Annotated in this window: 24 protein-coding genes; 14 read left to right on the top strand and 10 right to left on the bottom strand. The window is 62.7% G+C overall.

The genetic code is table 11. From position 1 onward, the window contains the following. Positions 1-369 precede the first annotated feature (369 nt). Complete coding sequence (locus tag LRS06_RS00535; RefSeq protein ID WP_257869670.1) at positions 370-1,584, top strand: bifunctional 3,4-dihydroxy-2-butanone-4-phosphate synthase/GTP cyclohydrolase II; 1,215 nt, start codon at positions 370-372, stop codon at positions 1,582-1,584. A 130-nt stretch (positions 1,585-1,714) separates the two neighbouring features. Here LRS06_RS00535 and LRS06_RS00530 read toward each other — a convergent pair whose 3' ends face one another. From LRS06_RS00530 to LRS06_RS00510, 5 genes are all read right to left on the bottom strand, one after another. Continuing rightward, the gene (locus LRS06_RS00530) at positions 1,715-2,479 is read right to left on the bottom strand and encodes an ABC transporter permease (protein WP_257869669.1); all 765 of its coding nucleotides are present in this window, start codon (positions 2,477-2,479) and stop codon (positions 1,715-1,717) included. A gap of 239 nt (positions 2,480-2,718) precedes the next feature. Further along, a complete protein-coding gene (locus tag LRS06_RS00525) occupies positions 2,719-3,612 on the bottom strand; it encodes an ABC transporter ATP-binding protein (protein WP_257869668.1) in 894 nt (297 codons plus the stop codon). A gap of 254 nt (positions 3,613-3,866) precedes the next feature. Continuing rightward, complete coding sequence (locus LRS06_RS00520; RefSeq protein WP_257869667.1) at positions 3,867-5,642, bottom strand: M14 family metallopeptidase; 1,776 nt, start codon at positions 5,640-5,642, stop codon at positions 3,867-3,869. Between the two features lie 30 nt (positions 5,643-5,672). After that, a complete protein-coding gene (locus tag LRS06_RS00515; protein ID WP_257869666.1) occupies positions 5,673-6,107 on the bottom strand; it encodes a DoxX family protein in 435 nt (144 codons plus the stop codon). Positions 6,108-6,206: 99 nt separating this feature from the next. Next, positions 6,207-6,860 carry a hypothetical protein gene (locus tag LRS06_RS00510; protein ID WP_257869665.1) on the bottom strand — a complete coding sequence of 218 codons (654 nt, stop codon included), beginning with the start codon at positions 6,858-6,860 and terminating at the stop codon, positions 6,207-6,209. 94 nt (positions 6,861-6,954) lie between these two features. Between LRS06_RS00510 and surE the strand changes: the two genes are divergently transcribed. Continuing rightward, positions 6,955-7,926, top strand: coding sequence for a 5'/3'-nucleotidase SurE (gene surE / locus LRS06_RS00505; RefSeq protein ID WP_374679413.1), 972 nt, complete (start codon positions 6,955-6,957; stop codon positions 7,924-7,926). Positions 7,927-8,318: 392 nt separating this feature from the next. Here the strand turns inward: surE and LRS06_RS00500 are convergent, their stop codons facing one another. After that, positions 8,319-9,908 carry a serine hydrolase gene (locus LRS06_RS00500; RefSeq protein ID WP_257869664.1) on the bottom strand — a complete coding sequence of 530 codons (1,590 nt, stop codon included), beginning with the start codon at positions 9,906-9,908 and terminating at the stop codon, positions 8,319-8,321. Positions 9,909-10,175: 267 nt separating this feature from the next. On the opposite strand from LRS06_RS00500, the gene LRS06_RS00495 reads away from it, so the two are divergent. From LRS06_RS00495 to LRS06_RS00475, 5 genes are all read left to right on the top strand, one after another. After that, positions 10,176-11,180 carry a DUF1028 domain-containing protein gene (locus tag LRS06_RS00495; RefSeq protein ID WP_257869663.1) on the top strand — a complete coding sequence of 335 codons (1,005 nt, stop codon included), beginning with the start codon at positions 10,176-10,178 and terminating at the stop codon, positions 11,178-11,180. 8 nt (positions 11,181-11,188) lie between these two features. After that, positions 11,189-11,734 (top strand): histidine phosphatase family protein, encoded by a 546-nt coding sequence (locus tag LRS06_RS00490; protein WP_257869662.1) that lies wholly within the window; start codon positions 11,189-11,191, stop codon positions 11,732-11,734. 89 nt (positions 11,735-11,823) lie between these two features. After that, entirely contained in the window at positions 11,824-13,209 is a 1,386-nt protein-coding gene (locus LRS06_RS00485) for a M20/M25/M40 family metallo-hydrolase (protein WP_374679412.1), read from the top strand. A gap of 88 nt (positions 13,210-13,297) precedes the next feature. Next, on the top strand, positions 13,298-13,768 hold the full coding sequence (locus LRS06_RS00480) for a hypothetical protein (RefSeq protein ID WP_257869661.1): 471 nt from the start codon (positions 13,298-13,300) through the stop codon (positions 13,766-13,768). A 5-nt stretch (positions 13,769-13,773) separates the two neighbouring features. Beyond that, positions 13,774-14,346 carry a 2'-5' RNA ligase family protein gene (locus LRS06_RS00475; RefSeq protein WP_257869660.1) on the top strand — a complete coding sequence of 191 codons (573 nt, stop codon included), beginning with the start codon at positions 13,774-13,776 and terminating at the stop codon, positions 14,344-14,346. 125 nt (positions 14,347-14,471) lie between these two features. Here LRS06_RS00475 and LRS06_RS00470 read toward each other — a convergent pair whose 3' ends face one another. After that, entirely contained in the window at positions 14,472-14,708 is a 237-nt protein-coding gene (locus LRS06_RS00470; protein WP_196954550.1) for a hypothetical protein, read from the bottom strand. Between the two features lie 324 nt (positions 14,709-15,032). Next, on the bottom strand, positions 15,033-15,866 hold the full coding sequence (locus LRS06_RS00465) for an OmpA family protein (RefSeq protein WP_257869659.1): 834 nt from the start codon (positions 15,864-15,866) through the stop codon (positions 15,033-15,035). Between the two features lie 211 nt (positions 15,867-16,077). Between LRS06_RS00465 and LRS06_RS00460 the strand changes: the two genes are divergently transcribed. From LRS06_RS00460 to LRS06_RS00450, 3 genes are all read left to right on the top strand, one after another. Further along, the gene (locus tag LRS06_RS00460) at positions 16,078-17,745 is read left to right on the top strand and encodes a S8 family serine peptidase (RefSeq protein ID WP_257869658.1); all 1,668 of its coding nucleotides are present in this window, start codon (positions 16,078-16,080) and stop codon (positions 17,743-17,745) included. Further along, on the top strand, positions 17,742-18,452 hold the full coding sequence (locus LRS06_RS00455) for a hypothetical protein (protein WP_257869657.1): 711 nt from the start codon (positions 17,742-17,744) through the stop codon (positions 18,450-18,452). Before LRS06_RS00460 ends, LRS06_RS00455 begins: the two co-directional genes overlap by 4 nt. Before the next feature lie 176 nt (positions 18,453-18,628). Continuing rightward, positions 18,629-19,228, top strand: a complete 600-nt coding sequence (locus tag LRS06_RS00450) for a hypothetical protein (protein WP_257869656.1) — start codon at positions 18,629-18,631, stop codon at positions 19,226-19,228. A 209-nt stretch (positions 19,229-19,437) separates the two neighbouring features. On the opposite strand, the gene LRS06_RS00445 is transcribed toward LRS06_RS00450, so the two are convergent. Further along, a complete protein-coding gene (locus LRS06_RS00445) occupies positions 19,438-20,781 on the bottom strand; it encodes a M23 family metallopeptidase (protein WP_257869655.1) in 1,344 nt (447 codons plus the stop codon). Between the two features lie 162 nt (positions 20,782-20,943). Between LRS06_RS00445 and LRS06_RS00440 the strand changes: the two genes are divergently transcribed. Beyond that, positions 20,944-21,711, top strand: a complete 768-nt coding sequence (locus tag LRS06_RS00440; protein WP_257869654.1) for a helix-turn-helix domain-containing protein — start codon at positions 20,944-20,946, stop codon at positions 21,709-21,711. Positions 21,712-21,836: 125 nt separating this feature from the next. Further along, positions 21,837-22,814, top strand: coding sequence for a hypothetical protein (locus tag LRS06_RS00435; protein ID WP_257869653.1), 978 nt, complete (start codon positions 21,837-21,839; stop codon positions 22,812-22,814). A gap of 6 nt (positions 22,815-22,820) precedes the next feature. Here LRS06_RS00435 and LRS06_RS00430 read toward each other — a convergent pair whose 3' ends face one another. Beyond that, positions 22,821-23,636: an IS5 family transposase gene (locus tag LRS06_RS00430; RefSeq protein ID WP_257869652.1), complete on the bottom strand. Its 816-nt coding sequence runs from the start codon at positions 23,634-23,636 to the stop codon at positions 22,821-22,823. A 110-nt stretch (positions 23,637-23,746) separates the two neighbouring features. Between LRS06_RS00430 and LRS06_RS00425 the strand changes: the two genes are divergently transcribed. Together LRS06_RS00425 and LRS06_RS00420 are read left to right on the top strand one after the other, a co-directional pair. Continuing rightward, positions 23,747-24,598 carry a hydroxymethylglutaryl-CoA lyase gene (locus LRS06_RS00425; protein WP_257869651.1) on the top strand — a complete coding sequence of 284 codons (852 nt, stop codon included), beginning with the start codon at positions 23,747-23,749 and terminating at the stop codon, positions 24,596-24,598. Further along, positions 24,598-25,182, top strand: a complete 585-nt coding sequence (locus LRS06_RS00420) for a DUF3592 domain-containing protein (RefSeq protein ID WP_257869650.1) — start codon at positions 24,598-24,600, stop codon at positions 25,180-25,182. Before LRS06_RS00425 ends, LRS06_RS00420 begins: the two co-directional genes overlap by 1 nt. Positions 25,183-25,184 lie beyond the last annotated feature (2 nt).

The raw sequence follows: 25,184 nt of genomic DNA, 5'->3' as shown, positions 1-25,184 counted from the left end.
GAGGTGACAGGTAAAATGTAACAGGTAACAAGCGCAACGTGTCATTGCGAGGCGGAGCAAAGCAATCCGTCCTCTGAAATGTGCAGTTCCTCCTTTTACCAGAAAGCCCCTGACCTCCGTGCTGGCGTCAGGGGCTTTCTGGTAGAAAGATGTGTCTGGTTTTGAAAAGGACGGATTGCTTCGCCCTGCCCGCCATGACATATCCGCGCCGGCCGACTGGCAAACTCACTATTTCACCAGTTCGCCATTTCCCCTTTCGTAACTTCGCGGCGCCGTTGCGGTTTGTAGCGGCAGCGGCCATTCCGCGGGGAGCTGTGCGGCTCCGAACCATCCGTGAAACCCGTTTACAATCCGTAAAATCCATGATCCATGCTGGATTCCATTGAAGATGCCATTGCCGATATCCGGGCCGGTAAAGTAGTCGTGGTCGTTGACGACGAGGACCGCGAAAACGAGGGCGACTTTATTTGCGCCGCCCGCTGCGCCACGCCCGAGGTCATCAACTTCATGGCTACCCATGGCCGCGGCCTGGTCTGCGCCCCGCTCATCGAGCAGCGCTGCGAGGAGCTGGGCCTGGAGCTAATGGTAGGCCGCAACACGGCCCTGCACGCTACGCCCTTCACCGTGAGCATCGACTTGCTGAAGAACGGCGTGACTACCGGCATTTCGGCCTCCGACCGCAGCAAAACCATCCTGGCCCTCATCGACCCCGCAACCAAGCCCGAGGAGCTGGGCAAGCCCGGCCATATCTTCCCGCTGAAAGCCCGCAAGGAAGGTGTGTTGCGCCGCGCCGGCCACACCGAAGCCGCCATTGACTTGGCCCGGCTGGCGGGCTTCGAGCCGGCCGGTGTGCTGGTGGAGATTCTGAAGGAAGACGGCGAAATGGCCCGCCTGCCCGAGCTGCGCGAGGTAGCCAAGCGCTGGGACCTGAAGCTGATTTCGGTGCAGGACCTGATCAAGTACCGTCTCGAAAAGGAAAGCCTTATCCAGCGGGAGCTGTCGGTGAAGCTGCCTACCGCGTACGGCGACTTTGATCTGGTAGCCTATACCCAGCAGTCGACCAACGCCCAGCACCTGGCGCTGGTGAAGGGTGACATCACGAGCGGTGAGCCGGTGCTGGTGCGCGTGCACAGCTCCTGCGTGACGGGCGACATCTTCGGCTCCTGCCGCTGCGACTGTGGCCCCCAGCTGCACCGGGCCATGGAGCAGATTGAGCTGGAAGGCCGCGGTGTACTAGTGTACATGAACCAGGAAGGCCGGGGCATTGGCCTGCTCAACAAGCTGCGCGCCTACCAGCTGCAGGAGCAGGGCCGTGACACCGTGGAAGCCAACCTGGATTTGGGCTTTCAGATGGATGAGCGCGACTACGGCGTGGGCGCCCAGATTCTGCGCGACCTGGGCATCAGCCAGATGCGCTTGCTCACCAACAACCCTCGCAAGCGCACTGGCCTCATCGGCTACGGCCTCGAAATTGTGGATACGGTGCCCATAGAGATTGAAGCCAATGTGCACAACGAGCGGTACCTGACCACCAAGCGCGACAAGCTGGGCCACACCATTCTGAGCAAGCTGCGCCCGGTATAGCCTTAAGCCCCAACCGCAAAAAACAACCCCAGCTTTCCGGCCAAAAGGCACGGAGAGCCGGGGTTGTTTTTTGCGGTTGAGCCACATAAAATGGCCAGAATAGAAGCGGTAGCTGCTTTTCTGGTATCTGCTACAGGTCGCGGCGCAGCAGCAGGTAGCTCAGCAGCCAGAATAAGGCCACGTAAGCCAGCGCGATGGGCAGGGCTTGGGTGGGCAGCAGTGCGCCGCTGGGGCCGGCCACGGTATCGAGCAACTCCTGGCCGGGCGTGGGCGTGAGGGCGCTGAGCAGCTTGCCGGGGAAGTAGCGGTCCAGGGAATCGGGAAGCTGGGAGCGAACCAGCGGCTCGGCCACCCAGCCGTAGAGCAGAAACGCCAGAATGGCCAGCCCACTTTTGCGCAGGGCAAAGGCCAGCAGTGCCGCCAAGCTCAGGTAGCCCAGGGCTTGCACCGCGTACAAGCCCACCGCGCCCAGCTCGGCCGTAACGGCGCCGGGCGCCGCTTCGGGGCCGCGCGTAAGCCCAAAAAACAGCCCGATTCCCAACACTACCAGCGTAGCGTAGGTTGTTAGTCCGACCGCTATTCCCAGCTTGCCCTGGATCAGGTCGGCGCGGGAAAGCCCATCCAGCACTTGCTGACGGAACGTGCGGAACTGAAATTCATCGGCAATCAGGATGATGAGCAGGATGCCTAGCAGCAGGTTGAAGTAGCTGGCTACGTACGTGAGCCGGCTCCACACCCCTGGGAAGGCGTATAACGAGTTGCCCATGGGCTTTCCATTGATGACGGTTCCGCCGCTCATGCCCACAAAGCCCGCTAGCAGCACCGCGTATAGCACCAGCAAAATCCAGACGGTCCGGTAGGGCAGCAGCTTGCGAAGTTCAGCGTGGAGAAGCATGGGGTTGGATGGTTTTCTGGTAAATGGTTGTCTTGCCGAATGGTTGAATGGGGAGGAGGCACGACGCCGCAACCCGTCCTGGGCCACGCGGCACGCTCTGACGTATGGTCAGCCCCAGGGGCTGGGTGGGAAAGAAGGGGACTGGTATTGTACAGGATAGATGGCTTCGCGCTGCTCGTCATGACAGCCTCTCAACCATTCAGCAAGACAACCACTCAGCCATTCCCCGGAAAATTCCTTCAACTCGTCAATGCCAGGAATTGGGTTTCGAGGCTGCGGTGGCGCAACTCCAGGCCGGCCAGGATAATGCCTTGGCTGAACAGTGCTTCGTTTAAGGCGGCAGGGTGCTGCTCCGGCGCCAGCACGGCGCTCAGCCGGCCATCGGCTTCTGGCTGCACGTCGGAAACCCAAGGCAGACGGGCCAAGGCCTGCGTCAGAGCAGCAGCGGTGGTAGCGGGGCCGGGGCGCAGCACTACCCGGTCGGCGCTGGTGAGGATGTCGCGCACGGCACCGGCGGCGCGCAGCTGCCCACGCTGCAATACCGCTACGTGGGTGCATACTTTCTCAATCTCATCGAGCAGGTGGCTGGCCAGGATGATGGTTTTGCCCTCAGCCGCCAGGCGCTGCACCAGCGTGCGTACTTCGGCAATGCCCTGCGGGTCGAGGCCATTGGTGGGTTCGTCCAGCACCAGTACTTCGGGCTGACCCAGCAGGGTGGAGGCCAAAGCCAGGCGCTGCTTCATGCCCAAGGAAAAGCCCTGAAACGCGTCGTGCTGGCGGCCCAACAACCCCACGGTTTCCAGCACCTCATCAATGCGGCGGGCGTCGGCCCGCTTTACCTCGGCCGCTACCTGCAGGTTCTGGCGGGCCGAAAGGTAGGGGTAGAAGTTGGGCGTTTCGAGCAATGCCCCTACCCGCCGCTTGCTGCCCGCCGACAGCGCCTGCCCAAACCAGCGCACCGTGCCGCTCGTGGGGTTCAGCACACCCAGGGCTATACCCAGCGTAGTGGTTTTGCCCGAGCCGTTCGGCCCCAGCAGCCCATACACGCTGCCCGCCGGCACGTGCAGCGTCAGGTCGCGCAGGGCTTCGGTGCCGCCGTAGCGCTTGGAAAGGTGGTCGAGTTCAAGAACCATAGGGCTAATGTGGGAGAATGTGCTGCGCTTCGCTAATGTGAAAATGTGGGTGAATGTGCTGATGTGCTAATCAAACGTTAGTGGTAAGCAGGGAAGTCTACTGGTGGCACAACGTATAATGATACGGCGTCTGCCCCCGACACACGATGCGTTTGCACTGCACCCATCCTGTGTTGGGAGCAGACGCCATTGGCGCAGTGCAGGCACATGCCCCCGCATTAGCACATCAGCACATTATCCAAATTAGCACATTATCAGTCTGCCATCGTATTCAGCGGGCCGCCTTGCCAGCGTACTACAGGGTAGCGCAGGTGGGAGGCCTCGTAGTAGGGTGAGTGGCGGTACACGAACTCCAGCTGGGCGATGGCGCTTTTGGCGAAGGCCGGGTCGGATTTCTTGCGCTCCTCCAGCTGCTGGCGCAGCTTTGGGTCGCGGCGGAGCAGGTCGGCAGCTAAATCCTCAAATACGTAGTCGGAGAAGTGCTCTTTCTGCTGGAGCACACTGTCGAAGAAGCCCCAGGTAAAAAATGAGTCGGTGGCCTGCGGTTCCAGCGTTTCGATGGCAAACCGGCGCTGGGGCTGGTCTAGGCTCACCACGTAGTCGCCCCGGGAAAAGCGGATTTTCTGCTGCTCGGGCCGCACCTGCAGGCGGCTGTGCAGGTAGTGGCCTTCGTAGGGGCGGGGCGAGGTAGCAAAGTCGCCCAGGTAATAGGCTTCGGCAGTGAGGGTGGTGTCGCGGGACAAGCGGCGCAGCTGCACGCCGCCGCGCTTTAGCCGCTCGGCTACTTCCGCCCACGCCTGTGGTAGCACGTAGGCCCGGGGCGCCTGCACCTGCACGCCGGGGCGGAAGGTGTTGTAGTACTTTACAGGCCGGGTGTACGGCGCTTTCTGGTCGTAGTAGAGGCGGGGCAGGCCGCTGACCTCGCTGGGTTTGGTGCGCCCCTCGTAGCCCCGGAACTGCAACGTCTCGGCGCGGGTGGTATCGAGCTGCCAGGTGAGTGGGAAGGTTTGCTGGGCGGCGGTCTGCCGGTCGGCCTCGGCGCGGGCCTGGCCCAGCTCATCGGCACTGAGGTGGAGCTGCTGGAGCAACAGAGTCAGAAAGTCGTAGGTGGCCTTCACGCGGGGCTGATACGCCTTCAGCATGTGGGTTTCGGTGATAAACCCAATGGTATTGAACAGAGCCGCGTAGCCGGAGGAGTAGCGCGGGGTTTCCAGAAAGCCCTGTAGGCCCCGGGCATCGGGCGTGCGACCCTCAAAATCCACGTAAGGCGTGAGGGGCCAGTGGCGCTGCTCCATGCCCTGGTAGAGCGAGGGCAGCAAGCGGCCCGTCATGTAGGCGCTCAGGGCCGGGTGCAGCTTGTCTTTCTGCGTGGCAATGAGCGTCATGGTGTACTGGTAGTCGGCACCGTTGGAGGTGTGCGTGTCCACAAATACGTCGGGCCGCCACTTGGCAAACAGCTCGGCAAACGACTGCGCGTTGCGCGAGTCCTGTTTCACGTAGTCGCGGTTCAGGTCGAGGTTGCGGGCGTTGCCCCGGAAGCCGTAGCTTTCCGGCCCGTTCTGGTTGGCGCGGGTGGTGGAGTTGCGGTTCAGGGCCCCGTCCACGTTGTAAATCGGGATAATGACCACCGTGAGGCGCGCCAGCAAGGGCTTAAGGGCCGGCTCCTGCACCAGGTCGCGGGCCAGCATCATAGAGGCGTCAATGCCCTCCGGCTCACCGGGGTGAATGCCGTTCTGAATGAAAACCACCCGGCGCTTGGCATTCCGCGTCAGGCCAGGGGTTGATAACCCGTTGGCCGAAATGACTACCTCGTGCAAGGGCTGCCCCGAGTCGGTGGCACCGGCGCGGCGCATGGTTATTTCCTCGTATTTAGAGTCGAGACGCTGGTAGTAGTCGATGCACTCCCGGTAGGTGGCGGTGGTGTTGCCGTTGCCTTTCTCAAAGGGCGTGCGCCAGTCCGTGGCGGCCGGCCCAGGAGCCGCCACGGGTGGCGTGCCGGCCAGCAGCGCCGTGAGTAATACAAGAAACATGCTGATACGTAAAGGTGAAACCGGCCCGGACTAATACCGCCGCCGGGGAGCCGGAAAAATAGCCTGGTCCACGCTGTACCGGCCCGGCCCAATAAACAGGAGGCCTGCAAAGACAACGGCCGATTCCAGCGCGTGCGAGAAGCCGCTGAACCCATCGCCGGCGCTCAGGTGACTGATGGTGGCCACGAGCATGGTAGAGAGCAGCAGCACACAGGCTACCCGGAAAAACAAACCCAGGGCCAGCAGCTGCCCGCCCACGGCCTCGGCAACGGCGGCCATAAATCCCCAGAAAGCCGGCGCAAAGTGGATACCCAGCGTCCCCATCGTTTCGCCCAGGGCCGCCCATTTTTCGGGCCCACCCATCAGCTTGGGGTAGCCGTGAATGGTGAACATGATGCCTAGCCCCACGCGCAGCAGCAGCAGGCCAAGGTCGTGGGAGCGGTAGAGGTTGTGAAAGAATTTCATGCGCGGCCGGGGCGGGCATAACGGTGGAGAGGGGGAGGGCGCTCCGGCGCGGCCAAAGTACACGTTTTAGCGCGGATTGCCGCCCCTCGTTGCAACCCGCTACCGGAAAAGGTATATTCCTTTGATGCGCGTTGCGGGCGGAAGCTCGGTTGGCTGCCGGGGCGGGCGGCTCAGGCCGGCCATGTCCAGCTGCCAGCTCATGCGCACCTCATCCGATACGGCCACCAGGCCCGCATCGGCCAGCTCTACGGTGTTGATGCCGTAGTGGGAGCGGGCCAGCCCTACCGGGGAGCCTACGCCCACACCTTCGGCCGTACGGTAGTGGGGGCTGGTAATGTGCACGCGCCAGAGCCGGTAGCCTTCCTCGTCGTCGCCTACCAGCTCCAGGATGGACGGCGGAGCGTCGGGGTGCCGCGGGTCCTGCATTTCGTACACCGGGTAGTCGATGCCTTCGAGCTGGCGCGTGGTGCGGCGCAGCTGGGCGGACGGGATGATGGCGCGCAAAGCGGCTTCCTTCATATTGAGACGCAGCAAGCCCACCCGGCCCGGGCTCAGCAGGTGCAGGGAGTCGGGAGCTTCGGGGCGGCCGGCCGGCGCGGGCGTGGGCGGAGCGGGCACCTGTTGGGGCGCAGGCGTGGAGGCCGTAGCGGGCGGTGTGGCCGAAGGCGTGTTGCGGACGCTGGGCCCGTCGCAGGCCATGAGCAGGACGCCGGCTGCCCATGCGCCGAACAGGAAAGGCAGGGAAGATTTCACGCCCCAACTTACGCACCTGCCGGCTGGTAGTTGATGCCCGGGCCGCCGTGACTGCTACCTTTGCGGCGCTTCCGCTTTCCTCAACGTTCCCTGTATGCCTGATTCCGCCGTTGCCCGCCCCCTTATTCTTATCACCAACGACGACGGCATCACGGCCCCCGGCATTGCCACGCTGGTGGGCGTGATGCGTCGCCTGGGCGAGGTCGTAGTAGTGGCGCCCAACTCCCCGCAGTCGGGTATGGGCCACGCCATCACCATCGGCCACCCCCTGCGCCTCGACCGCAGCAATATTTTCGAGGGCATTGAGGCCTACGCGTGCAGCGGCACCCCCGCCGACTGCGTGAAGCTGGCCAAGCACTACGTGCTCAAGGACCGCCGCCCCGATCTGGTGGTCTCGGGCATCAACCACGGCTCCAACTCCTCGGTGAACGTGCTGTACTCGGGCACGATGTCGGCGGCTATTGAGGCCGCCATTGAGGGGCTGCCGGCCATTGGCTTTTCGCTTTGCGAGTACGGCCACGACGCCCACTTCGCCCATACGGAGGAGTGGATAGAGCACATTGCCCGGCAGGCGCTAACTCAGGGTATTCCGGCCGGCGTGGCCCTGAACGTGAATCTGCCCAAGCTCTCCGACATGCCCATTGCCGGCATCCGGCTGTGCCGGCAGGCCCGGGCCAAGTGGCAGGAGGAGTTTGACCTGCGCCACGACCCGTACAACCGCCCGTACTACTGGCTGCGCGGGGAGTTTGTGAACTTCGACCAGGGGGAAGACACCGACGAATGGGCGCTAGCCCACAACTTCGTATCGGTGGTGCCCTGCCAGTTTGACCTTACCGCTTACCGGGGCCTTGCTCAGCTGGAAGACAACTGGCAGCTGCAGTTGCCCGGCCACTCCCGAGCCCGCCACCGTGCCGCCCGCCCGCCCCATCGAGCCGGAAGACTACGGCATCGTGAATCCTTAGGTGAAAAACCGCCGTCGGTCTTCGCCGTCACGAGGCTACCCGGAGCCTGTGCCCGGACAGTCAGCCATCTACCCTTTCAGGCATCCACAAAGACTATGAGATAACGCGGGGCCAGCGCACGTGCTTGACGGCATCGGGCGCGCTGTCCGCGGATGAGGGCCCGCAACTCGCGCTTTTTCTGGTGCGGGTGGTGGTTGATGTGGGCAGTAGCCACACGCCCCACACTGGGTGGAATCACTAGGGCCACGAGCACTCCAGCAGCTTCAACAGAGCACTGAACAGAGCCAGCTTCGCTTCTAAGCGCACGGGGAGTAGGTTTTAAATTAAGGCTGGAAAGCTAGTTCCCCTCCTTTTTGAAGGAGGGGTTAGGGGTGGTCAAATCGTTAGAACAAAGGCTAATTGCTGACTAATAGATCTAGTAACCACCCCAGCCTCTGGCCACCCCTCCTTCAAAAAGGAGGGGAACTAACCATTTAGGTCTAAAATTGGAGTGCTTCTACTTCCCAGCGGTTTCTACGCGCTGCAGATCCAAGTCTTGGAAGTCGTAGCTGAAATCGGTGAGGGCGGAAACGGGCTTCATTTTGAAGCCGGTGGCGCGGCCCTGCTCGTCGAAGGTGAAGGAAGCAAAGGCGTCGGCGTTGAAGCTGCGCTCTTTCCAGCGCACCACGTAGGTGTTGCCGCGGTAGGGCAGCACCTGGCCCAGCAGGCGCGGGGCGCGCACGGAGCGCAGCCATAGCTGGGTACCCTGGGCGGTCAGGGTTACGTCGCCAAGCCAGGCATCGTGGTAGCGGCCGGCCAGTGGGGCGTAGTCAGGGCGCTTGGGAGCAGCTTTCTGAGCAGCGGCCACCTGCTTCCACACGGCAGCAGTGGTTTGGTCGTCGGCGCCTTTCAGCTTGCTCATGCGGTCCACCATTTCCTGCACGCGGTCCAGGCCCTGCACGCCCAGGTAGTGGTCTTCGATGTGGTTGCTGACGGCGGTGAATGCCGCCCCGCTTTCCTGATTGGTAAGCACAATGATGCCCAGCCGCAGCTCCGGCACCAGCGTCACTTTCGTTACCATCCCAATCTCGCCGCCGGTGTGCGACACTTCCTTGTAGCCGCGCACGTCGCGCAGAAACCAGCCCAGTCCGTAGGCCGCAAAGTGCGTGTTGTAGGGCGAAGGCGCCGAGCTGACGGGCAGAATGGTCTGCGGCGCCCACAGCTCGCGCTGGGTGGCGGGCTTGAGCAGCGGGGCCGGGGCGCCGGGACCGCCGAGCAGCATCAAAGCCCACTTGCTCAGGTCACTGACGCTGCTGTACATGCCACCAGCGGGCCCGATGAGCGTGTTCAGGTCGCGCCGTACTACCTGCACCTTGCCCTCCACCGGGCCGTGTCCGTCGATGACGTTGGTGCGTTCGGGCAGGCGGGCGTAGAGGGTGGCGGTGCGGCTCATGCCCAGGGGCTTGAGCAGGCGGCTTTCCACAAAATCGGCCCAGGGCTGCCCCGATACGCGCGCCACTATCTCGCCGGCTACCAGGTAGAGGTTGTTGTCGTAGTCGTACTTGCTGCGAAACGACGACACCGGCTTGAAGTAGCGCAGGTTATGAATGACGTCCTTGATGGTGAAGTCGGCCGAGTCGGGAAACATCATCAGGTCACCGGCGCCCAGGCCCAGGCCGCTGCGGTGCGTGAGCAGGTCGCGCACCGTGAACTCGGCCGTCACGTAGGGGTCATACATGCGGAACTCCGGGATGTGGTCGGTCACCTTGTCGTCCCAGCGCAGCTTGCCTTCCTCCACCAGCAGCCCCAGCGCCGCCGCTGTAAAGGCCTTGGTGTTGGAGGCAATACCGAAGAGCGTGTTGGCATCTATGGGCGCTTTGGTAGCCAGGGAGCTTACCCCGTAGCCCTTGGCCAGCACCACTTGCCCATCTTTCACCACCGCCACAGCAATACCGGGCACGTCGAAGGCCTTGAGGGTTCGGGCCACCACAGCATCCAGGGCGGCCTGGTCGAGCGGGGCCATGACGGGTGGGGCGGTTTGGGCCGCGGCAGTTTGGGCCAGCAGCAGCAGGCTCAGCAAACGGCCGAGCAGGGGAAGACGGGACATCGGGGGCAATAAAAGAATAGGAGAGTTTCCGGCAGACCGGGCCGGCAAGGTAGCGGGTTTTCCGCCAGGGCAACCTGTAGTACAATACGTTGTCGTAATTCGGCAGTCTGCCCGCTGTAGAAACACGAATAAGCGTTTCTACAGCGGGCAGACTGCCCTGTACCCATACGTGGCGCATTCCCCCACCTACTCCTGACCTGGCCCCGCACCGAAAATGCTGGCGCCGGCCTTATCTTCCCGCCGCACATTTCCTGTACTTCACTGCTTATGCGCTTTTTTCGATGGGTTCTGGCCTTAGCTCTGCTGGCGGGACCGGCGGCTCTGCAGCCTGCGGCTGCCCAGGTATACACCCAAACCGACCCGCTGGCCCACACGTTTTCCATCGTGGCCCGCGACCCTAAGTCCGGCGACCTGGCCGTAGCCGTGCAAAGCCACTGGTTTTCGGTGGGTACCAGCGTATCCTGGGCTGAGGCCGGGGTAGGTGCCATTGCCACCCAATCCTTCACCAACAAGTCGTTCGGCCCGCGCGGGCTGGCACTGCTGAAAAGCGGTAAAACAGCCCAGCAAACCCTGGATGAGCTCCTGCGCCCCGACGAAGGCCGGGACGTGCGCCAGGTGGCCGTGGTCGACAGCAAAGGCAACGTAGCCGTGCATACCGGGGCCAAGTGCATTGATATGGCCGGGCAGCAAACCGGCGCGCAGTTCTCGGTGCAGGCCAATATGATGCTCACCGACCAAGTGCCCAGCGCCATGGCCCGGGCCTACGAGCAGGGTGCCGCGCTGCCTTTCCCCGAGCGGGTGCTGGCTGCCCTCGACGCGGCCCAGGCCGCGGGCGGCGACGTGCGCGGGCGGCAATCGGCGGCCTTGCTGGTGGTGCGCGCCCAGGCCAGCGCCGCTCCCTGGGACGACCGGCTCATCGATCTGCGAGTGGACGATGCCGCCGAGCCCCTGAAGGAGCTGCGCCGCCTGTTGCAGCTTCACCGCGCCTACGAGCACATGAATGCCGGCGACCTGGCCGTAGAGAAGAACGACGTGCCCGGCGCTATTCGCGAGTACGAAGCCGCCGAAAAGCTTTTCCCCGACAACCTGGAAATGCGCTACTGGCATGCTATCAGCCTGGCCAACAAGCAGCAGGTGCCGGCCGCCCTCAAGCTGCTGCGCCCCATTTTCAAGCAGGACCCCAACTGGCGCACCCTCACCCAGCGCCTGCCCAAAGTAGGCCTGCTGACCGTGAGTGAGGCGGAGCTCAAGCAAATCCTGACCCTGAAATAACCCTGCCCATGCTACCCAAGAACGTTCTGACCTTGCTGACGGGCCTGCTGCTGGCGGGCTGCGCCACTACGCAAACCATACTGCCCCCGGCTGCCGCGCCCACCGTCGTATATATCGTGCGCCATGGCGAAAAGGACCTCACGCCCGGCCTCGCCGACCCGCCCCTGACCCCGGCCGGCCAGCAGCGCGCCCAGGCTCTGCACGACACGCTGGCAGCGCGGGGCATAAAAGCCGTATTCAGCACCAATACTTCTCGCACGAAGAATACCGTGCAGCCCCTGGCTACCCAACTGAAACTGCCGGTTCAGCTGTATGATGCCAAGCAACTGCCTGCCTTGGCTACCCGTATCCGCCGCGAATACGGGGGACAGCGCGTGGTAGTAGCGGGCCATTCCAATACTATCCTCGAAACCGCCGAAGCCCTGGGTGCCCGTCGCCCCGTGCCCACCATCGGCGACGACGAGTACAACTACCTGCTGCAAGTCACCGTGCCGGCCGATACCACCCAGGCACCCAGCGCCGTAGCGCGGCGGTACGGGGCCGACCGGCCGTAAAGCGCCTGCGGATTAACTTTTGCGTGCAACAGTTAGCCTCGGGTAGTTACTTTAGGCCACGAATCCCTCTTCTTTTAGCCTTTCCTTTGATGCCCTTTTTACGCGCCTCCCTGGCCGCCTGCCTGTTGATGGCGGGCCTGGCTTTGCCCGCCGCCGCCCAATCCGGCACCACTAAAACCGACTCTCTTAATATTCGCAAGCTCTACGATGAGGCCCTGCTGCGCGGGGAAAGCTACGAGAACCTGCGCTACCTCACCGGGCAGATTGGGGGCCGCCTCAGCGGCTCGCCTCAGGCCGAGCAGGCCGTTCAGTGGGGCAAGCAGGTGATGGAGAAAATGGGCCTCGACCGGGTGTACCTGCAGGAAGTGATGGTGCCTCACTGGGAGCGGGGCGCCAGGGAAAAAGCCGAAGCCAAGCCCGCCAAAGGCAAGCCGGTGAGCTTCAACGTGTGCGCCCTGGGCGGCTCGGTGGGCGGCAAGCTGAAGGCCCAGGTGGTAGAAGTGCAGAGCATCCAGGAGCTGCGCGCCTTGCCGGCTGAGCAGGTGAAGGGCAAAATCGTGTTTTTCAACCGGCCCATGAACCCCACCTACATCGAAACCGGCCGGGCCTATGGCGAAGCCGGTGACCAGCGCCGTAGCGGGGCTGCCGAAGCCGCCAAGCGTGGCGCCATCGGGGCGCTGGTGCGCAGTTTGTCCCTGGCCCACGACGACTTTCCCCACACCGGCACCATGCGCTACGAAGACGGCGTGACCCGAGTGCCCGCCGCCGCCCTCAGCACCAACGGCGCCGATCAGCTCAGCGCCCTGCTCAAAGCCAACCCAACCCTGACCTTCGAGCTGGAAATGAGCTGTCGCGAGCTACCCGACGCCAAAAGCTACAACGTGGTAGGCGAAATCAAGGGCTCGAAGTACCCCAACGAAATCATTACGGTAGGTGGCCACCTCGACTCCTGGGACCTGGGCCAGGGCGCCCACGACGACGGTACCGGTTGCGTGCAGAGCATGGAAGTGCTGCGCCTGCTGAAGGCCACCGGCCTGCGCCCCGAGCGTACGGTACGCGCTGTGCTCTTCATGAACGAGGAAAACGGCAACCGCGGCGGCCTGAAGTACGCTGAGCTGGCTAAGGCCGCCGGCGAGCAGCACCTGGCGGCTATGGAGTCGGATGGGGGAGGGTTTACCCCGCGCGGCTTCGGCATCGAGGGCCCGGCGGCTACTGTGCGCCAGCTGCAGCAGTGGCAGCCGCTGTTGCAGCCCTACGGCAGCGGCGAAATTGCCCCCGGTCACGGCGGTACGGACATTGGCCCCCTGAAAGACCAGGCCAAGGTGCTCATCGGCTACGAGTGCGACTCCCAGCGCTACTTCGACCTTCATCACACCGCCGCCGATACTTTCGATAAGGTAAACCGCCGGGAGCTGGAGCTGGGCAACGCCAGCATGGCCGCGTTGGTGTATCTGCTCAGCAAGTACGGGCTGTAGATGCTAGGTAATTGGCTCTATAGCAAATGAATTTATCTAACATCCTGCCGGGAGCTATTCCGGTAGGATGTTTTTAACTTTGGCTGTGATGGAGTCCCATTCTTATCAGACGATGCATGAGCATCTGGACGCTTTCATGGCTGCATTTCTTACAAAGCGTACCAGGAGCGTTGCACTAAGTGAAGAGTCGAAGAAAGCCGCCAAGCGCCGTTTACGGGAAGAACGGTTGGGAATCAACCCGATGTGGGGAATGGATAACCTGTGGGCCTCGCTGGACCTGCGCTATTGCACGCAGCTGCCAAAGGGAAGCGGAGAACAAGACCGCGCCTTTGTTAGGCAGCATATTGCCAAGTTCGGCCTACAAACGTGTTACGTCCTGTCCGCTGATACGTCCCTGCATCAACTGGTAATGCCCGTTGAGGATGCTATACATGAAGTTGTGGGTTCAAGTAATACATCCATTATCTCCTTCATCCCCGGCAAAGTTGCCTATTTCGAAGGGCATTCGGTAGGTGACCGGTGGCTCTGTATTCGTGAGGAAAAGGTATACCCGCACTAAATAACGTGGCTACTCGCACCAACCCAACTTCGCTTTACCTGCTGGCTATTGTACCACCGGAGCCCGTGCTGGGGCAGGTGTGGGCCCTCAAGCAGGAAGTTCATATCCTGACGGGCAGCCGCAATGCGGTCCGGCTGCGGCCGCACATTACGCTGTGGCCGCCTGTGCATCGCCCGGCTGCATTTGCCCGGCAGGCGGCAGAAGTACTGGCCCGTTTTGCTGCTTCCGAAACGGAGTTTATGGTGAGTTTGCGGGATTTTGCGTGGTTTGGCAGCCGCACGTTATTTATTTCGGTTAATTCTCCCGGAATATTAAAGGATTTTAACCAGCGCCTCGCGCAGTGGTGCCGCCTGCATCAGTTGAATATTTCCCTCGAAAACCGGCCATTTACCCCGCATATGACGCTGGCCACCCGCGACCTGCCCGCCGATAATGTGCCGGAGCTTCAAAAAATATTTGCCGCCCGGAATTATGCCGCGCAGTTCCCGGTGCAACAGCTTACGTTGTTTGAGCACGATGGCAAATCCTGGGAAGTAGCCGCTGAATTCCACCTATCCGCTAGCGGCCAACCAAACTAAATAATTAAAATGCTGCGCGTGGCTGCGAAGAATAATTACCGTTGCCCTATGGGCAGAAAATAGAATTCCCTGTGAAACACTAAGCCTCACAGGGAATTCCTTCGGAACTATAAACAGCCTGCTGGTTACGCAGCGGCTTCCGATTTGCGGGGGCGACCGGGGCGCTTGCCGGTGCCGGTAGAAGCAGCGCGGGGCTTACGCTCTTTGGCGGCGGGCTTGTAGCCAGGCTCCAGCATCGTGTTGATTTCGGCAATCAGATCGGCCACCTTCGTCATGTTCTTGCGAATCTGACCGATTACGGCTTCGTTTTCTTCGGCATTGGCCAGAATCTGTTGCAGCTTATTGAGGTCGGCAGTTGCCATGTGCTGGGGAGTTTGTTGTGAGGTTGAAAGAAATGAAATAAAAACTCGGCTCAAAGGTGGAATAAAAAATTCCGCTAGGCAACTGCTTATTCGATAAGCAGCTTTTTTAGTTTTAATTATTCAAATTTCTTTTTTGGGCCTTTTGGCAATAGGCGGTCAATTTCAGATGCAGGCCAGCTGCGAGGTGCGCAATAGCGGGGGGTAGTTTGCAAGCCGATTGTGGCTTACTGCCGCAAATCAGGCGGAAAAATACGCTGAGTGCCAGGAGAAAAAACTTCGTAATGGCCTCAGTATAATGCGCCGCTGCCCAGGCATATCAGTTAGTTAATTCTGCTCCAGAATCTGAAATAACTCATCCAGCTTAGGCGTGAGAATAATTTCCGTGCGGCGGTTCAGGGATTTATTGGCGGGCGTATCGTTCTGGGCTACGGGCACGTGTTGAGCGCGGCCGGAGGGTGTCACCTGAGTGCTGCTCAGTCCGGCCTGCGTGAGAATGCGGGTAATTTCGGTGGCCCGCAGCACGCTCAAATCCCAGTTATCCTGCAGGCCGGCGGTGCCCTTCAGAATGGGTACGTTGTCGGTGTGGCCTTCCACCAGCACGTTCACGTCCTGGTTGCCCTGCAGCGCCGTGGCCAGCTTTTTCAGGGCTTCCTGGCCTTTGGGGTCAACCTTGGTGGAGCCCGATTTAAACAGCAACTGCTCCGAGAGCGACACGTACACTTTGCCGTTGCGCAGGTTCACCTGCAGGTCGTTGGCGTTGAAGCCCAGCAGCGCGTCGGCCACCTTCTGGCGCAGGGCCTTCACGGCCTGGTCTTTCTGCTCCAGTATGCGCTGCATTTCGGCAATGCGGGCTTCCTTCGAGCGCAGATCAGCCGAGAGCTGCGAGTTGGTTTGCTGGGCCCCGCTCAGGTTTTCGTTGAGCTGGTTTACCTGCTGGTTTTTGCTGAGCAGGCTGGTGCGCAGGGCTTCTTCGGTGCGGGTCTTGTCCTGCTCCAGGGCCTGCTTGCTGGCCTGCAGCTGGTCGCGCGACTGGGTGAGGGCCTGGTATTGCTGCTGCAGCTCGGTGTATTTCTTCTGGGATACGCAGGAGGTAGCGCCCTGCAGGCCGGCCAGGCCAAGCAGCGCCAGGAAGGAAGTACGAAGCAATGAATGAGACATGATTCAGGAAAGTCAGTTGGAAAACAAATGAACTGCTGCCTGAAACGGGCCGGGAAGCCGGGCAGTTACCGAGCCTCCGGGGCCCTTGGTTGCGCTGCCCGCCCCGAACCTGTACCTTCGCGGCCCCGCCGTGCCCCGGGCGGAGCTTGTATTCTCTATGGAGTGTTGTCTGGCCTTCAGTCGCCGAATCCGAAAAAACATACTCTTACTTGTGCTGGCCAGCTTCGCCGGCCCGGCCCTGGCGGCTCCCGGCCCGCCGCCCACCGCTCCGTACTGGGTGCTGCTGCGCAACAAGAAGGGAAGCACGCTCGATGCAGCTACGTATTTCACGCCGGCTGCCCAGCAGCGCCGCCTGCGCCAGCACCTGCCACCCGCCGACAGCACCGATTTTCCCGTGCCCCCGGCCTACGTACAAGCCATCCGGCAGCATACCGATACCATTACGTCTGTGAGCCGCTGGTGCAATGCCGTGGCCTGTCGCGCTACACCTGCCCAGGCGGCGGCCCTGCGCCTCCTGCCGGGCGTGCAGGCCGTGGTTGCGCGCACCCCCGCCACTACACCCGATGCCCGGCCAGCTGCTTCGGCCTCTCATTCAACAGCTGAAAGCACGCTTTCCGAAACCGACCAGCTGCTGGCCCGCCAGCAAACGGCCGCCCTTGGAGCCGCGCAGCTGCGGCAGGCCCGCCTCACGGGCCGGGGCCTGCGCATTGCCATCTTCGACGTAGGCTTTCTAGGGACTGATGTGCATCCGGCCTTCGAGCACCTACGCGGCGGCCAAAAGGTGGCGGCTACCTGGGACTTTATTCGCCAGCGGCCTTTTGTATATGGCTACGGCACCCACGGCACCCAGGTGCTTTCCTGCCTGGCCGGCCGCCTTCCCGACAGCACTGCCCTGGGCCTGGCCCCGGAAGCGGAATTTCTGCTGGCCCGCACCGAGCGCGAAGGAAGTGAGCGGTACAGCGAGGAAGAAGCCTGGCTGGCCGCCGTGGAGTGGGCCGACCGCAACGGGGCCGACATCATCAACTCCTCTTTGGGCTATACCGAGCGACGCTATTTTCGGGAGCAGATGAACGGCCGCACCAGCCTCGTAGCCCGCGCCGCTGCCCTGGCCGTGCGCAAAGGCATGCTGGTGGTGTGCGCGGCCGGCAACGACGGCGACGACATCCGCTGGGGCATCGTGGGCACGCCCGCCGACCAGGATTCCGTGCTTGCCGTGGGCGGTATTGACCCGGCAACCTGGCTGCCGGAAAGCTTTTCCTCGCGCGGGCCCACCGCCGACCGGCGCCTGAAGCCCAACGTGGCCGCCTTTGGCGAAGCTATTACGGCCGTGCCCGGCGGCTACGAGCGGACGGAGGGCACTTCGTTTGCCAGCCCTCTGGTGGCCGGGCTGGCCGCCTGCTTCTGGCAGCAGCAGCGTCAGTTCACCGTTGGGCAATTGTTTCAGGCGCTGCAGCAAGCCGGCAGCCTGTACCCGTACTTCGATTACGCCCAGGGCTACGGGGTACCCGGCGCTGCCCGTTTTCTGGCCCCGCCGGCCGCTGTTCCGGCCCCCACGTTCGATTTCGTGCGCACCGATTCTACCCTGTCGATAGTCGTGCGCCAACCGACGGGTGACTTGTCGCCGCTACCTGAAAACCCAGAGCCTGTACCCGCCGTGGGGCAGCTGCTCGACGACGATACCCCGACGGCGGCCGTGGCGCAGGCTCCGGGCTACCTGTACCTGCACGTAGCCGATGCGCGTGGGGTGCTGCGGATCTATGAAATCCGGGAAGTAAAACAGCGCCTGGTGGCCCGTTTTCCCTTGGCCCAGCTGCGGCCCCATGATACCGTGCGGGCTTCGCTGAACGGCTACACGCAGGCTTATACCGTGCAGCCATGAAGAAAGGACTACTGTTGAGTGCGATTGTAGGGCTGGGTAGCTGCCTGCCATTGGCCGCGCAGCGTGTGCTGTTTCAAGGGGATGTAGCCGCCGATACGGCCGTGCAGCGCTCCGGCCCCAACCGGGCCCATTTTGGCCATGCATACATTGGGTACGCGCCAGTGGTGGGGACCAGTGCGGCTGCTATACCGCTGCGCTACGGAGCTTCGGGGGAACTGTTTCTGGGCTGGCGCCAGAAGTGGCGGTTAAGTCAGCAGTTGGCGCTGGGGCTGAATGGGCAGTACTGCCGCCTGACCTACCGGCTCGACCAGCGCGCTTCCAAGCAGCTGCCCACCGCCGCCCAGTACGACCAGGAAAGCCTAACCTGGCAGCAGGTACAGGCCGAGCCCTTTCTTCGTCTGAATGTGGGCCGGCGCGGCAACGTTATCGGCCGCTACGTGGATGTAGGCGGCTGGGGCGGCTGGGCTTTTTCCACGCTTCACAGCTACAAGGACAGCCCTGCCGCCGGCGCTAAGGTGGTGAAAGTAACCGAGCGGGGCCTGCCGTACGCCGCCCGCTGGACCTACGGGGCCAGTGCCCGCCTGGGCTCCGACCGGTACGCCGTGGTAGCCCGGCGGCGCTTTTCCACCAGCTGGCAGGGCGCCGAAACCACCGGTTGGGCGGAGCCGCCACGCTGGACAGTAGGCCTGGAGCTGGGCTGGTTCTGACAACGGGCCGGCAAAGGCTAACTTCCAACATCCTTTGCCGTATGTGCCCCTACATTGCCCTCTTATTGCACTTTTGTCGGGCCGTTTACTGCATCCGGCGGCCCGCTGCCGCTTCGCCAACCGGCGTAGCGGCTTTATCCCGGTTTCTTTTTGCCCGACACCGTTTCGCTCTTCCCATGAAAAAACTGCTGCTCCCCGTGTCCTTCGGCTTCTTATTGATGCAGGCTTCCTGTATCACTACCGAGCGCGAATCGGCCACGTCCAAGAATGCTGACCGGGTATTTACTCCCACCCCCGAAGGCCAGCGTGCCCGCCTCACGCCCACCAGCGTGCTGAATGCCGTGCGCACCACCCACGAATTCTCCGACCCCAAGTCGAAAGACCAGTTTGTATTGCTGCTGCAAGGCACCAAGATCATCAACAGCCAGGCCCGCTTCCTGATCATCAACAGCCAAGGCGACACCCTCCGCAACGAGGTGATGCCAGCTACGGCGCTGCTGGACGAGCGGGAGCTGGAAGCCCCCCAGGCCGCTACCGTGCGCGACAAGGAAATTGCCATTCTCAAGTCCATGAACGGCTTCTTTCAGGCCGATAAGTTCACTTCTCCGGCCGTACCGCGCAGCATGCAGACGGCCACCGTAGCCGACCAGGAAGCCTGGCAGGCCGTACGCGACGATAACCGCTCCGTGGGCTTCGACTACACGACCAGTGACGGCCGGGAACGGCGTATCGCCTATGCCCGCAAGCTGAATAAGGCGGTGGTAGTAGCTGAGTAAGGGAAAACTAGACAACCGAACCAAAGAAAAGCTCCAGCCATATTTTGGCTGGAGCTTTTGTATATATGAATAGGGAGAACAGGAGCCTACTGCAGGTTTCGCAAATAGGGGGAGGCTCTCAGCAACCGGAACTGCCTCATACCACTGCCAATTCACCGCAGCTAAGCTAGCGTAGCCGCGTGAAGCCGAAATGAAGAAGGGCGGGGCAGTCAGGATTTTTGGCCGGCCGGCAGCCAGCCCAGCCCGCCGCTGCTTTCCCGCACCAACCGGTAGCCCGCAAACTCACCCAGCACCGCTACGGTACTGCGTGCCGGTAAAGAACTGAGCTGGGGCGCGTTTATTTGGGGTAAAGCAAAAAGGTTAGCTACGGCCGGCAGCGTTTCGCGGCGCAGGGGCTCGGCGGCAAGCGTTACGGCGCGGGTGGGCAGGTAGCCTACGAGGCCGTCAGGCTGCTCCACGCGGTACCACTCGGCCTGGGCCCCCAGCACGTAGAGGGCGGTGTGGCGGGGCAGGCTGGCTAGTTTCCCGGCTTTGTAGGCAGGGCTGCGGCGCAAGTCGGTGGCTTTGTCGCGCACGCGCACCCACTGGCCCAGCCGGGCGGGCAGGCTGCGCGGGGCGGCCGGGGCCGCATCGGCGCGGCGTACGAAGGGATAGGGGTCCACGGCCCCGCGGCCGGCGCGGTACACGCCAAAGTGCAGGTGGGGCTGGGTGGTGCGGGCGTTGCCTGTATTGCCCACCAGCCCCAGTGTATCCCCAATGCGTACCTGCTGGCCGGGCTGCACCAGCTGCCGGTCGAGGTGGGCGTAGTAGATGTGCTGGCCGTGGGCGGCGTCGGCCAGCCAGACTACTTTGCCTCCGCGCGGCGTTTCATTTACGCGGGTGATGTAGCCGGCAGCAGCAGCCACCACCGGCGTACCGCGCCTGGCAAAAATGTCGATGCCCTCGTGCAGGCGGGCGCCCTGGTCGCGCTCGGCCCCCCAGAACGAGCCCACGGCCACATCGTTTTTGCCCTGTACCGGGAAGGAAAGCGAAGGCGTGCGCTGAATGCGGAGGGTGTAGCGGCCGGTACGCAGCAGCTCGGGCTGCACGCGCAGCAGATGCTGCCGGTCATCTTCCACCACATAGCTAAAAGAAAGGGTAGTAGTGTCGGCGGAAGCCAGGTGGGTGGGCGCGGCGCGGTCGGGGTGCAGCTCGAAGGCATCGAGAAACACGTGGGCCTGAGTGCCGGGTGCTAATGCCAGGCTTACCCGCACCGTTTCGCCGGCCCGTACGGCGTAGCGGTAGGATGCCGCCGTGGCGCGCTCGGCCCGGAAGTAGCCGGTTTCCTCAAAGGGCAGCGTCACGACCAGAGAGTCGCGCAAGGCCTTGTCGGCGGCAGTTAGCCAATCCCGGCCCAGGGCGGTGCCATCGAGTCCGGCCTGACGCAGGCGGCGGGCGTAGGTCTCGTGAGGAGTGGTAGGCTGATGAAAAATGCCCTGCAGGGTTTGCTGCTTGCCGCAGGCTGCCAACAGAAACACAAATAGATACAGCGCGGGGCGCAGAGAAATCGACATAGAGGAAGTGGAGTTCCTGGTAAAACCCGGAAATGGGCGCGGTAGTTCGCCGGGAAAGCAGCCCGAGAAAGAACAAGTTTGTCCGAAACTGCCACCCCAAAGGCATGGCGCGGCGGCAGAAAGCTGTATCATTGCCCTGTTTTCGTTGTTCCGTTTTCGCTTATGTTTTCTGCTGCCCGCATCCTTGCTATTCGCAAAAGCAAAGGTTTTTCCCAGGAAATGCTGGCCGAGCAGTCGGGCGTGAGCTTGCGCACCATTCAGCGGGTAGAGCAGGGCGAAACCGTGCCCCGGGGCCACACCCTGCAGGCGCTGGCGGCCGCGCTGGGCGTGTCGTTGGCGGACTTCCGGACGGAGCCCGAACCCCTGGCAGCTCCGGTGCCGGTCGGTGCTTCGGTGGCATCAGCACCCTTTACGGCTGCCCCGGAACCGCCCGAGCTTCTGGCCGGGCCAGGTCAGGCGCTAAGCCGGGCCGATGAGCAGGCGCTGACGAGTACCCTGGAACCAACTCCGCAAACCGCGCTGGTAGCCGCCTCGCCCGAGCCGGTCGTCACGCACTACAGCCCGCTACGGCCTGACCCGGAGTTTCTGCAGCTGCTCAACCTGAGTGCCCTGAGCTTGCTGGTGCTGCCGCTGCTCAACATCATTGTTCCTTTTGTGCTCTGGCGGCGGCGGCGCCATACCATCCTGCACGCGGCCGAAGTAGGGCGGCGGGTGCTGGGCTTTCAGATTCTGTGGCAGGTGGGCTGCTTCTTTGCTTACATAGTGCTGATGGTGGGCTACCAGGTAGCGCATGCGCTGGACCTAACACTGTGGCGGGGCGGGTATCTGGCGGTGTTTATCGGGTCGTATCTGCTCAATGTGCTGACGGTTGTCTACTATGCCGGGCGGCTGCGGCGCGGTGATTTGAATATTTATGGGATTCGGCTGTAAGGGCAAGTGTCTGCTAAAAAGCGCCTTGTAGGAAGTGGCGGGGAAATGGCGGGGAAATGACGCAGGGGCTGGCAACGAATCCGGCTAGGTTTGCCTCCGTCTTCTAACCCTCTCTTTTTCTCGCTATGAAACTCCTTTTCAAAATCCTGCTCTCCGTGGTTGTGCTGCTTGTCGTGAGCGGAATTGGTGGCTACTTCTACATGAAGCAGAAGTTTGCCCCACCTGCCAACCAGCTCACCGTAGCGGGCCTGCCCACCTCCGGCGACCTGCGCTGGTGGGCCGATACCACGGCCAAGCCCGCTGTGCCGCACGCCGGGCTGCTGGTACCCGTCCGGCTGCCCAACTGTTCCCGCACCTGCTACCTGCAGGTGGATACCGGTGCCCCGTACACCGTGCTCTACGCCAACCAACTGGACACACTTACCCGTCATTATCCCAGCCTGGGTACCAGCCTGAAGCTCCAGGGAAACCTAGTGCCCGAGTTTCGCTTTGCTTTGGGCGGCGCCCAGGTAGCCGTTGGCAACACGAAGGTGATTATCAACGGAACCGGCACTATGCCCGCCGACTCCCTCGCGCCCTATATCATCGGCTCCCTGGGAACCGATGCCCTGGATGGCCGCGTGCTGGTGCTCGACTACGCCGCCGGCCGTTTCACCCTGGGCAATGAAGTGCCGGCCGCTTTGGCTTCCCGTGCCACGTTTGCTCCGCTGGCTTTCAAAGAGCGTCGCGTATTGCTCGATGCCACCCTGGATGGTCAGCCCCGTCAGCTGTTGTTCGACTCGGGGGCCAGCGCCTACAACCTGCTCACCAGCCAGGATAACTGGCAGGAAATGGCCACGCCGGGGGCGCCCACCCGCACCGATACCACCAACTCCTGGGGTAAAAAGCTGCTGATGTACACCGCACCTACCGCCTCCCGGTTCCGCTTCGGCACTGCTGAAGTTCCGCTGGGCACCGTCACGTACATGACCGGCATGAACCTGATGCAGGAAACCCTCATGCGCTTTTCGGGCATGGATGGCATGCTGGGCAACGAGCCGTTCGTGGGCGGCGCGCTGATTCTGGACGTGAAGGGCGGCCGCTACGGCATAGTACGCGGCTAGACGGTGTTATGCACTTGGGAGCAAATTAAGGCCTGCTGCTTTGGCCAGCATGAGCCCCGCGAAGGCCAGGTAGTGGAGCTGCTGCAAACTGACGGCCAGCCGCTCGTAATCCCGGGCCAGGCGCTTGTAGCGGGCGCTCCAGCTTAGGCTGCGCTCGACCACCCAGCGGCGGGGCAGCAGCACGAAGCCGCGTTTGGTGTGGCCCAGCTTGACCACGTGCAAGTCGATGCCGTGCTGCTCGGCGGCGTGTGCCGGCTGCTCACCGGTGTAGCCCTGGTCGGCGTAGGCCAGCGTAACGCTTTGCCCGGACGCTACTTGCACTTCTTCGGCCAACACGCCCACCTGCGCCCGGTCTTGCTCATTGGCCGGCGTGACGATGGCGGCCAGCAGGTGGCCTAAGGTGTCGACGGCCACGTGGACTTTGCTGCCCTTGCGCCGTTTGGCCCCATCATAGCCCGCCCGGTGCCCGCTCTCGGGCGTGCTCTGCAGCGTGCGCGAATCAAAAATGACGGCGCTTGGGTCGGCGGGCCGGGCTTCGTTGAGGCGCAGCACCTGGCGCAGGTCCTCGGTCAGGGCTTCAAAGACGCGGGCATCGCGCCAGCGGGCCCATTGTTGGTAACACGTGGCCCAGGGTGGCAAATCGTGGGGCAGATACCGCCACGTGCAGCCCGTTCGCACCACGTAGCGCAAGGCGTTAAATAGTTCGCGCAGTGCATAGTGACGCTGGCCCGCGTCTTCGCGTACCAGCAGTAAATAGGGTAGTAGAAAGGCCCATTCCTCGTCAGTTACGTCGCTTGGATAGGCGCAGCGAGTAATTTCCATACCCGCTAATTTCGCTTACAGGTTCATAACACCGTCTAGCGACCGGGCCGGGGGCGGGTGGTTTGTCGGGGGAGGTTCTACCTTTACGCTCCACCCACTTTCCGCCGCCTATGAAACTCGTTGAATGCCCCCGCGACGCCATGCAGGGCTGGACTACGTTCATTCCTACCACCCAGAAAACCGCCTACCTCAACGCCCTGCTACGAGTGGGGTTTGACACCCTGGACTTCGGCTCGTTCGTTTCGCCCAAAGCCATTCCGCAGTTGGCCGACACGGCCGAAGTGCTGGATGGGTTGGATTTGAGCCAGTCGGGCACGCGGCTGCTGGCCATTGTAGCCAACCTGCGCGGGGCCGAAACCGCCGCCCAGCACCCCCAGATTCGCTACATCGGCTTCCCGCTGTCGGTTTCCGAAACGTTTCAGCAGCGCAATACCAACAAAAGCATTGCCCAGGCCCTCGACGACGTGGCCCGGATGCAGGAACTGTGCGCCCGCACCGGCCAGGAGCAGGTGGTATACCTGAGCATGGGCTTCGGCAACCCCTACGGCGACGCCTGGAGCCCCGCCGTGCTGGGGGAGTTCACCCAAAAGCTCGATGCGCTGGGCGTGGGCATTGTGGCCTTGTCGGATACCATTGGGGCGAGTACGCCGGCTACCATTGCCCCGCCGTTCCGGGAGCTGTCGGCGGCGTTTCCGCACATTGAGTTTGGCGCCCACCTGCACACCACGCCCGAAAGCTGGCGCGAGAAAGTGCAGGCCGCGTACGAGGCCGGCTGCCGCCGCTTCGACGGGGCCCTGGGTGGCTACGGCGGCTGCCCCATGGCCGCCGACGCCCTCACCGGCAACATGCCCACCGAGCGGCTCATCGAATATGCAGCCCAAGCCGGGGAGGAGCTGCACCTGAACCTGGAAGCGCTAACCGAAGCAGAAGCGCTAAACCAACAGATTTTCGCAGCCCACTGATGCCCGCCCGACCAGCTAAGCCCGCGTACCAACAGCGGCAGCAGGAACGCCGCCAGCGTCATGCTGCCGCCCAGAAAGCGCAGCCTAAAGTAGGCCAGGCGCTTATCTGGCTGCTGGTGCTGGTAGTGGGAATGCTGGCCGGCGCGGGCTTGCTCTTTTACCGGTCTACGCGCCCGATGGCCGATTTGACGCGCCTTGATGGGGTACTGGAACAAGTAGCAGTGCAGCGCGCCAGCAGCCGCTCTGAGCCGTACACGCTACGGTTTACCCTGGCCGGTCAGCCTGAGCCGTTGGAAGTTTATCTGGGCCAGAGCGAGGAGCTGGCGGCCGATTACCGCCGGCTATTGCATGTAGGCGACTCAGTGCGCGTGTACTACAACCGCGAGTCGGCGCCGGACCGGGTGCAAGTGTATCAGCTGGAAAAACAAGGGCAGGTCCTGCTATCCTACGACCATACCCGCACGGAAAACCAGGTGGGCGCGGTGGCTTTTGGGTTGCTGGGGTTGCTGCCCATTGCCCTACTGCTTGCCAACCGGCACGTACGAACGGCGCTGAAGCCGTACTTTCGCCGGCGCACTGCCTAATC

This window comes from Hymenobacter sp. J193 (assembly GCF_024700075.1).
Lineage (GTDB): Bacteria > Bacteroidota > Bacteroidia > Cytophagales > Hymenobacteraceae > Hymenobacter.
The sequence above is the reverse complement of the archived record's forward strand: the minus strand, read 5'-3'. Positions and strand labels throughout refer to the sequence as shown.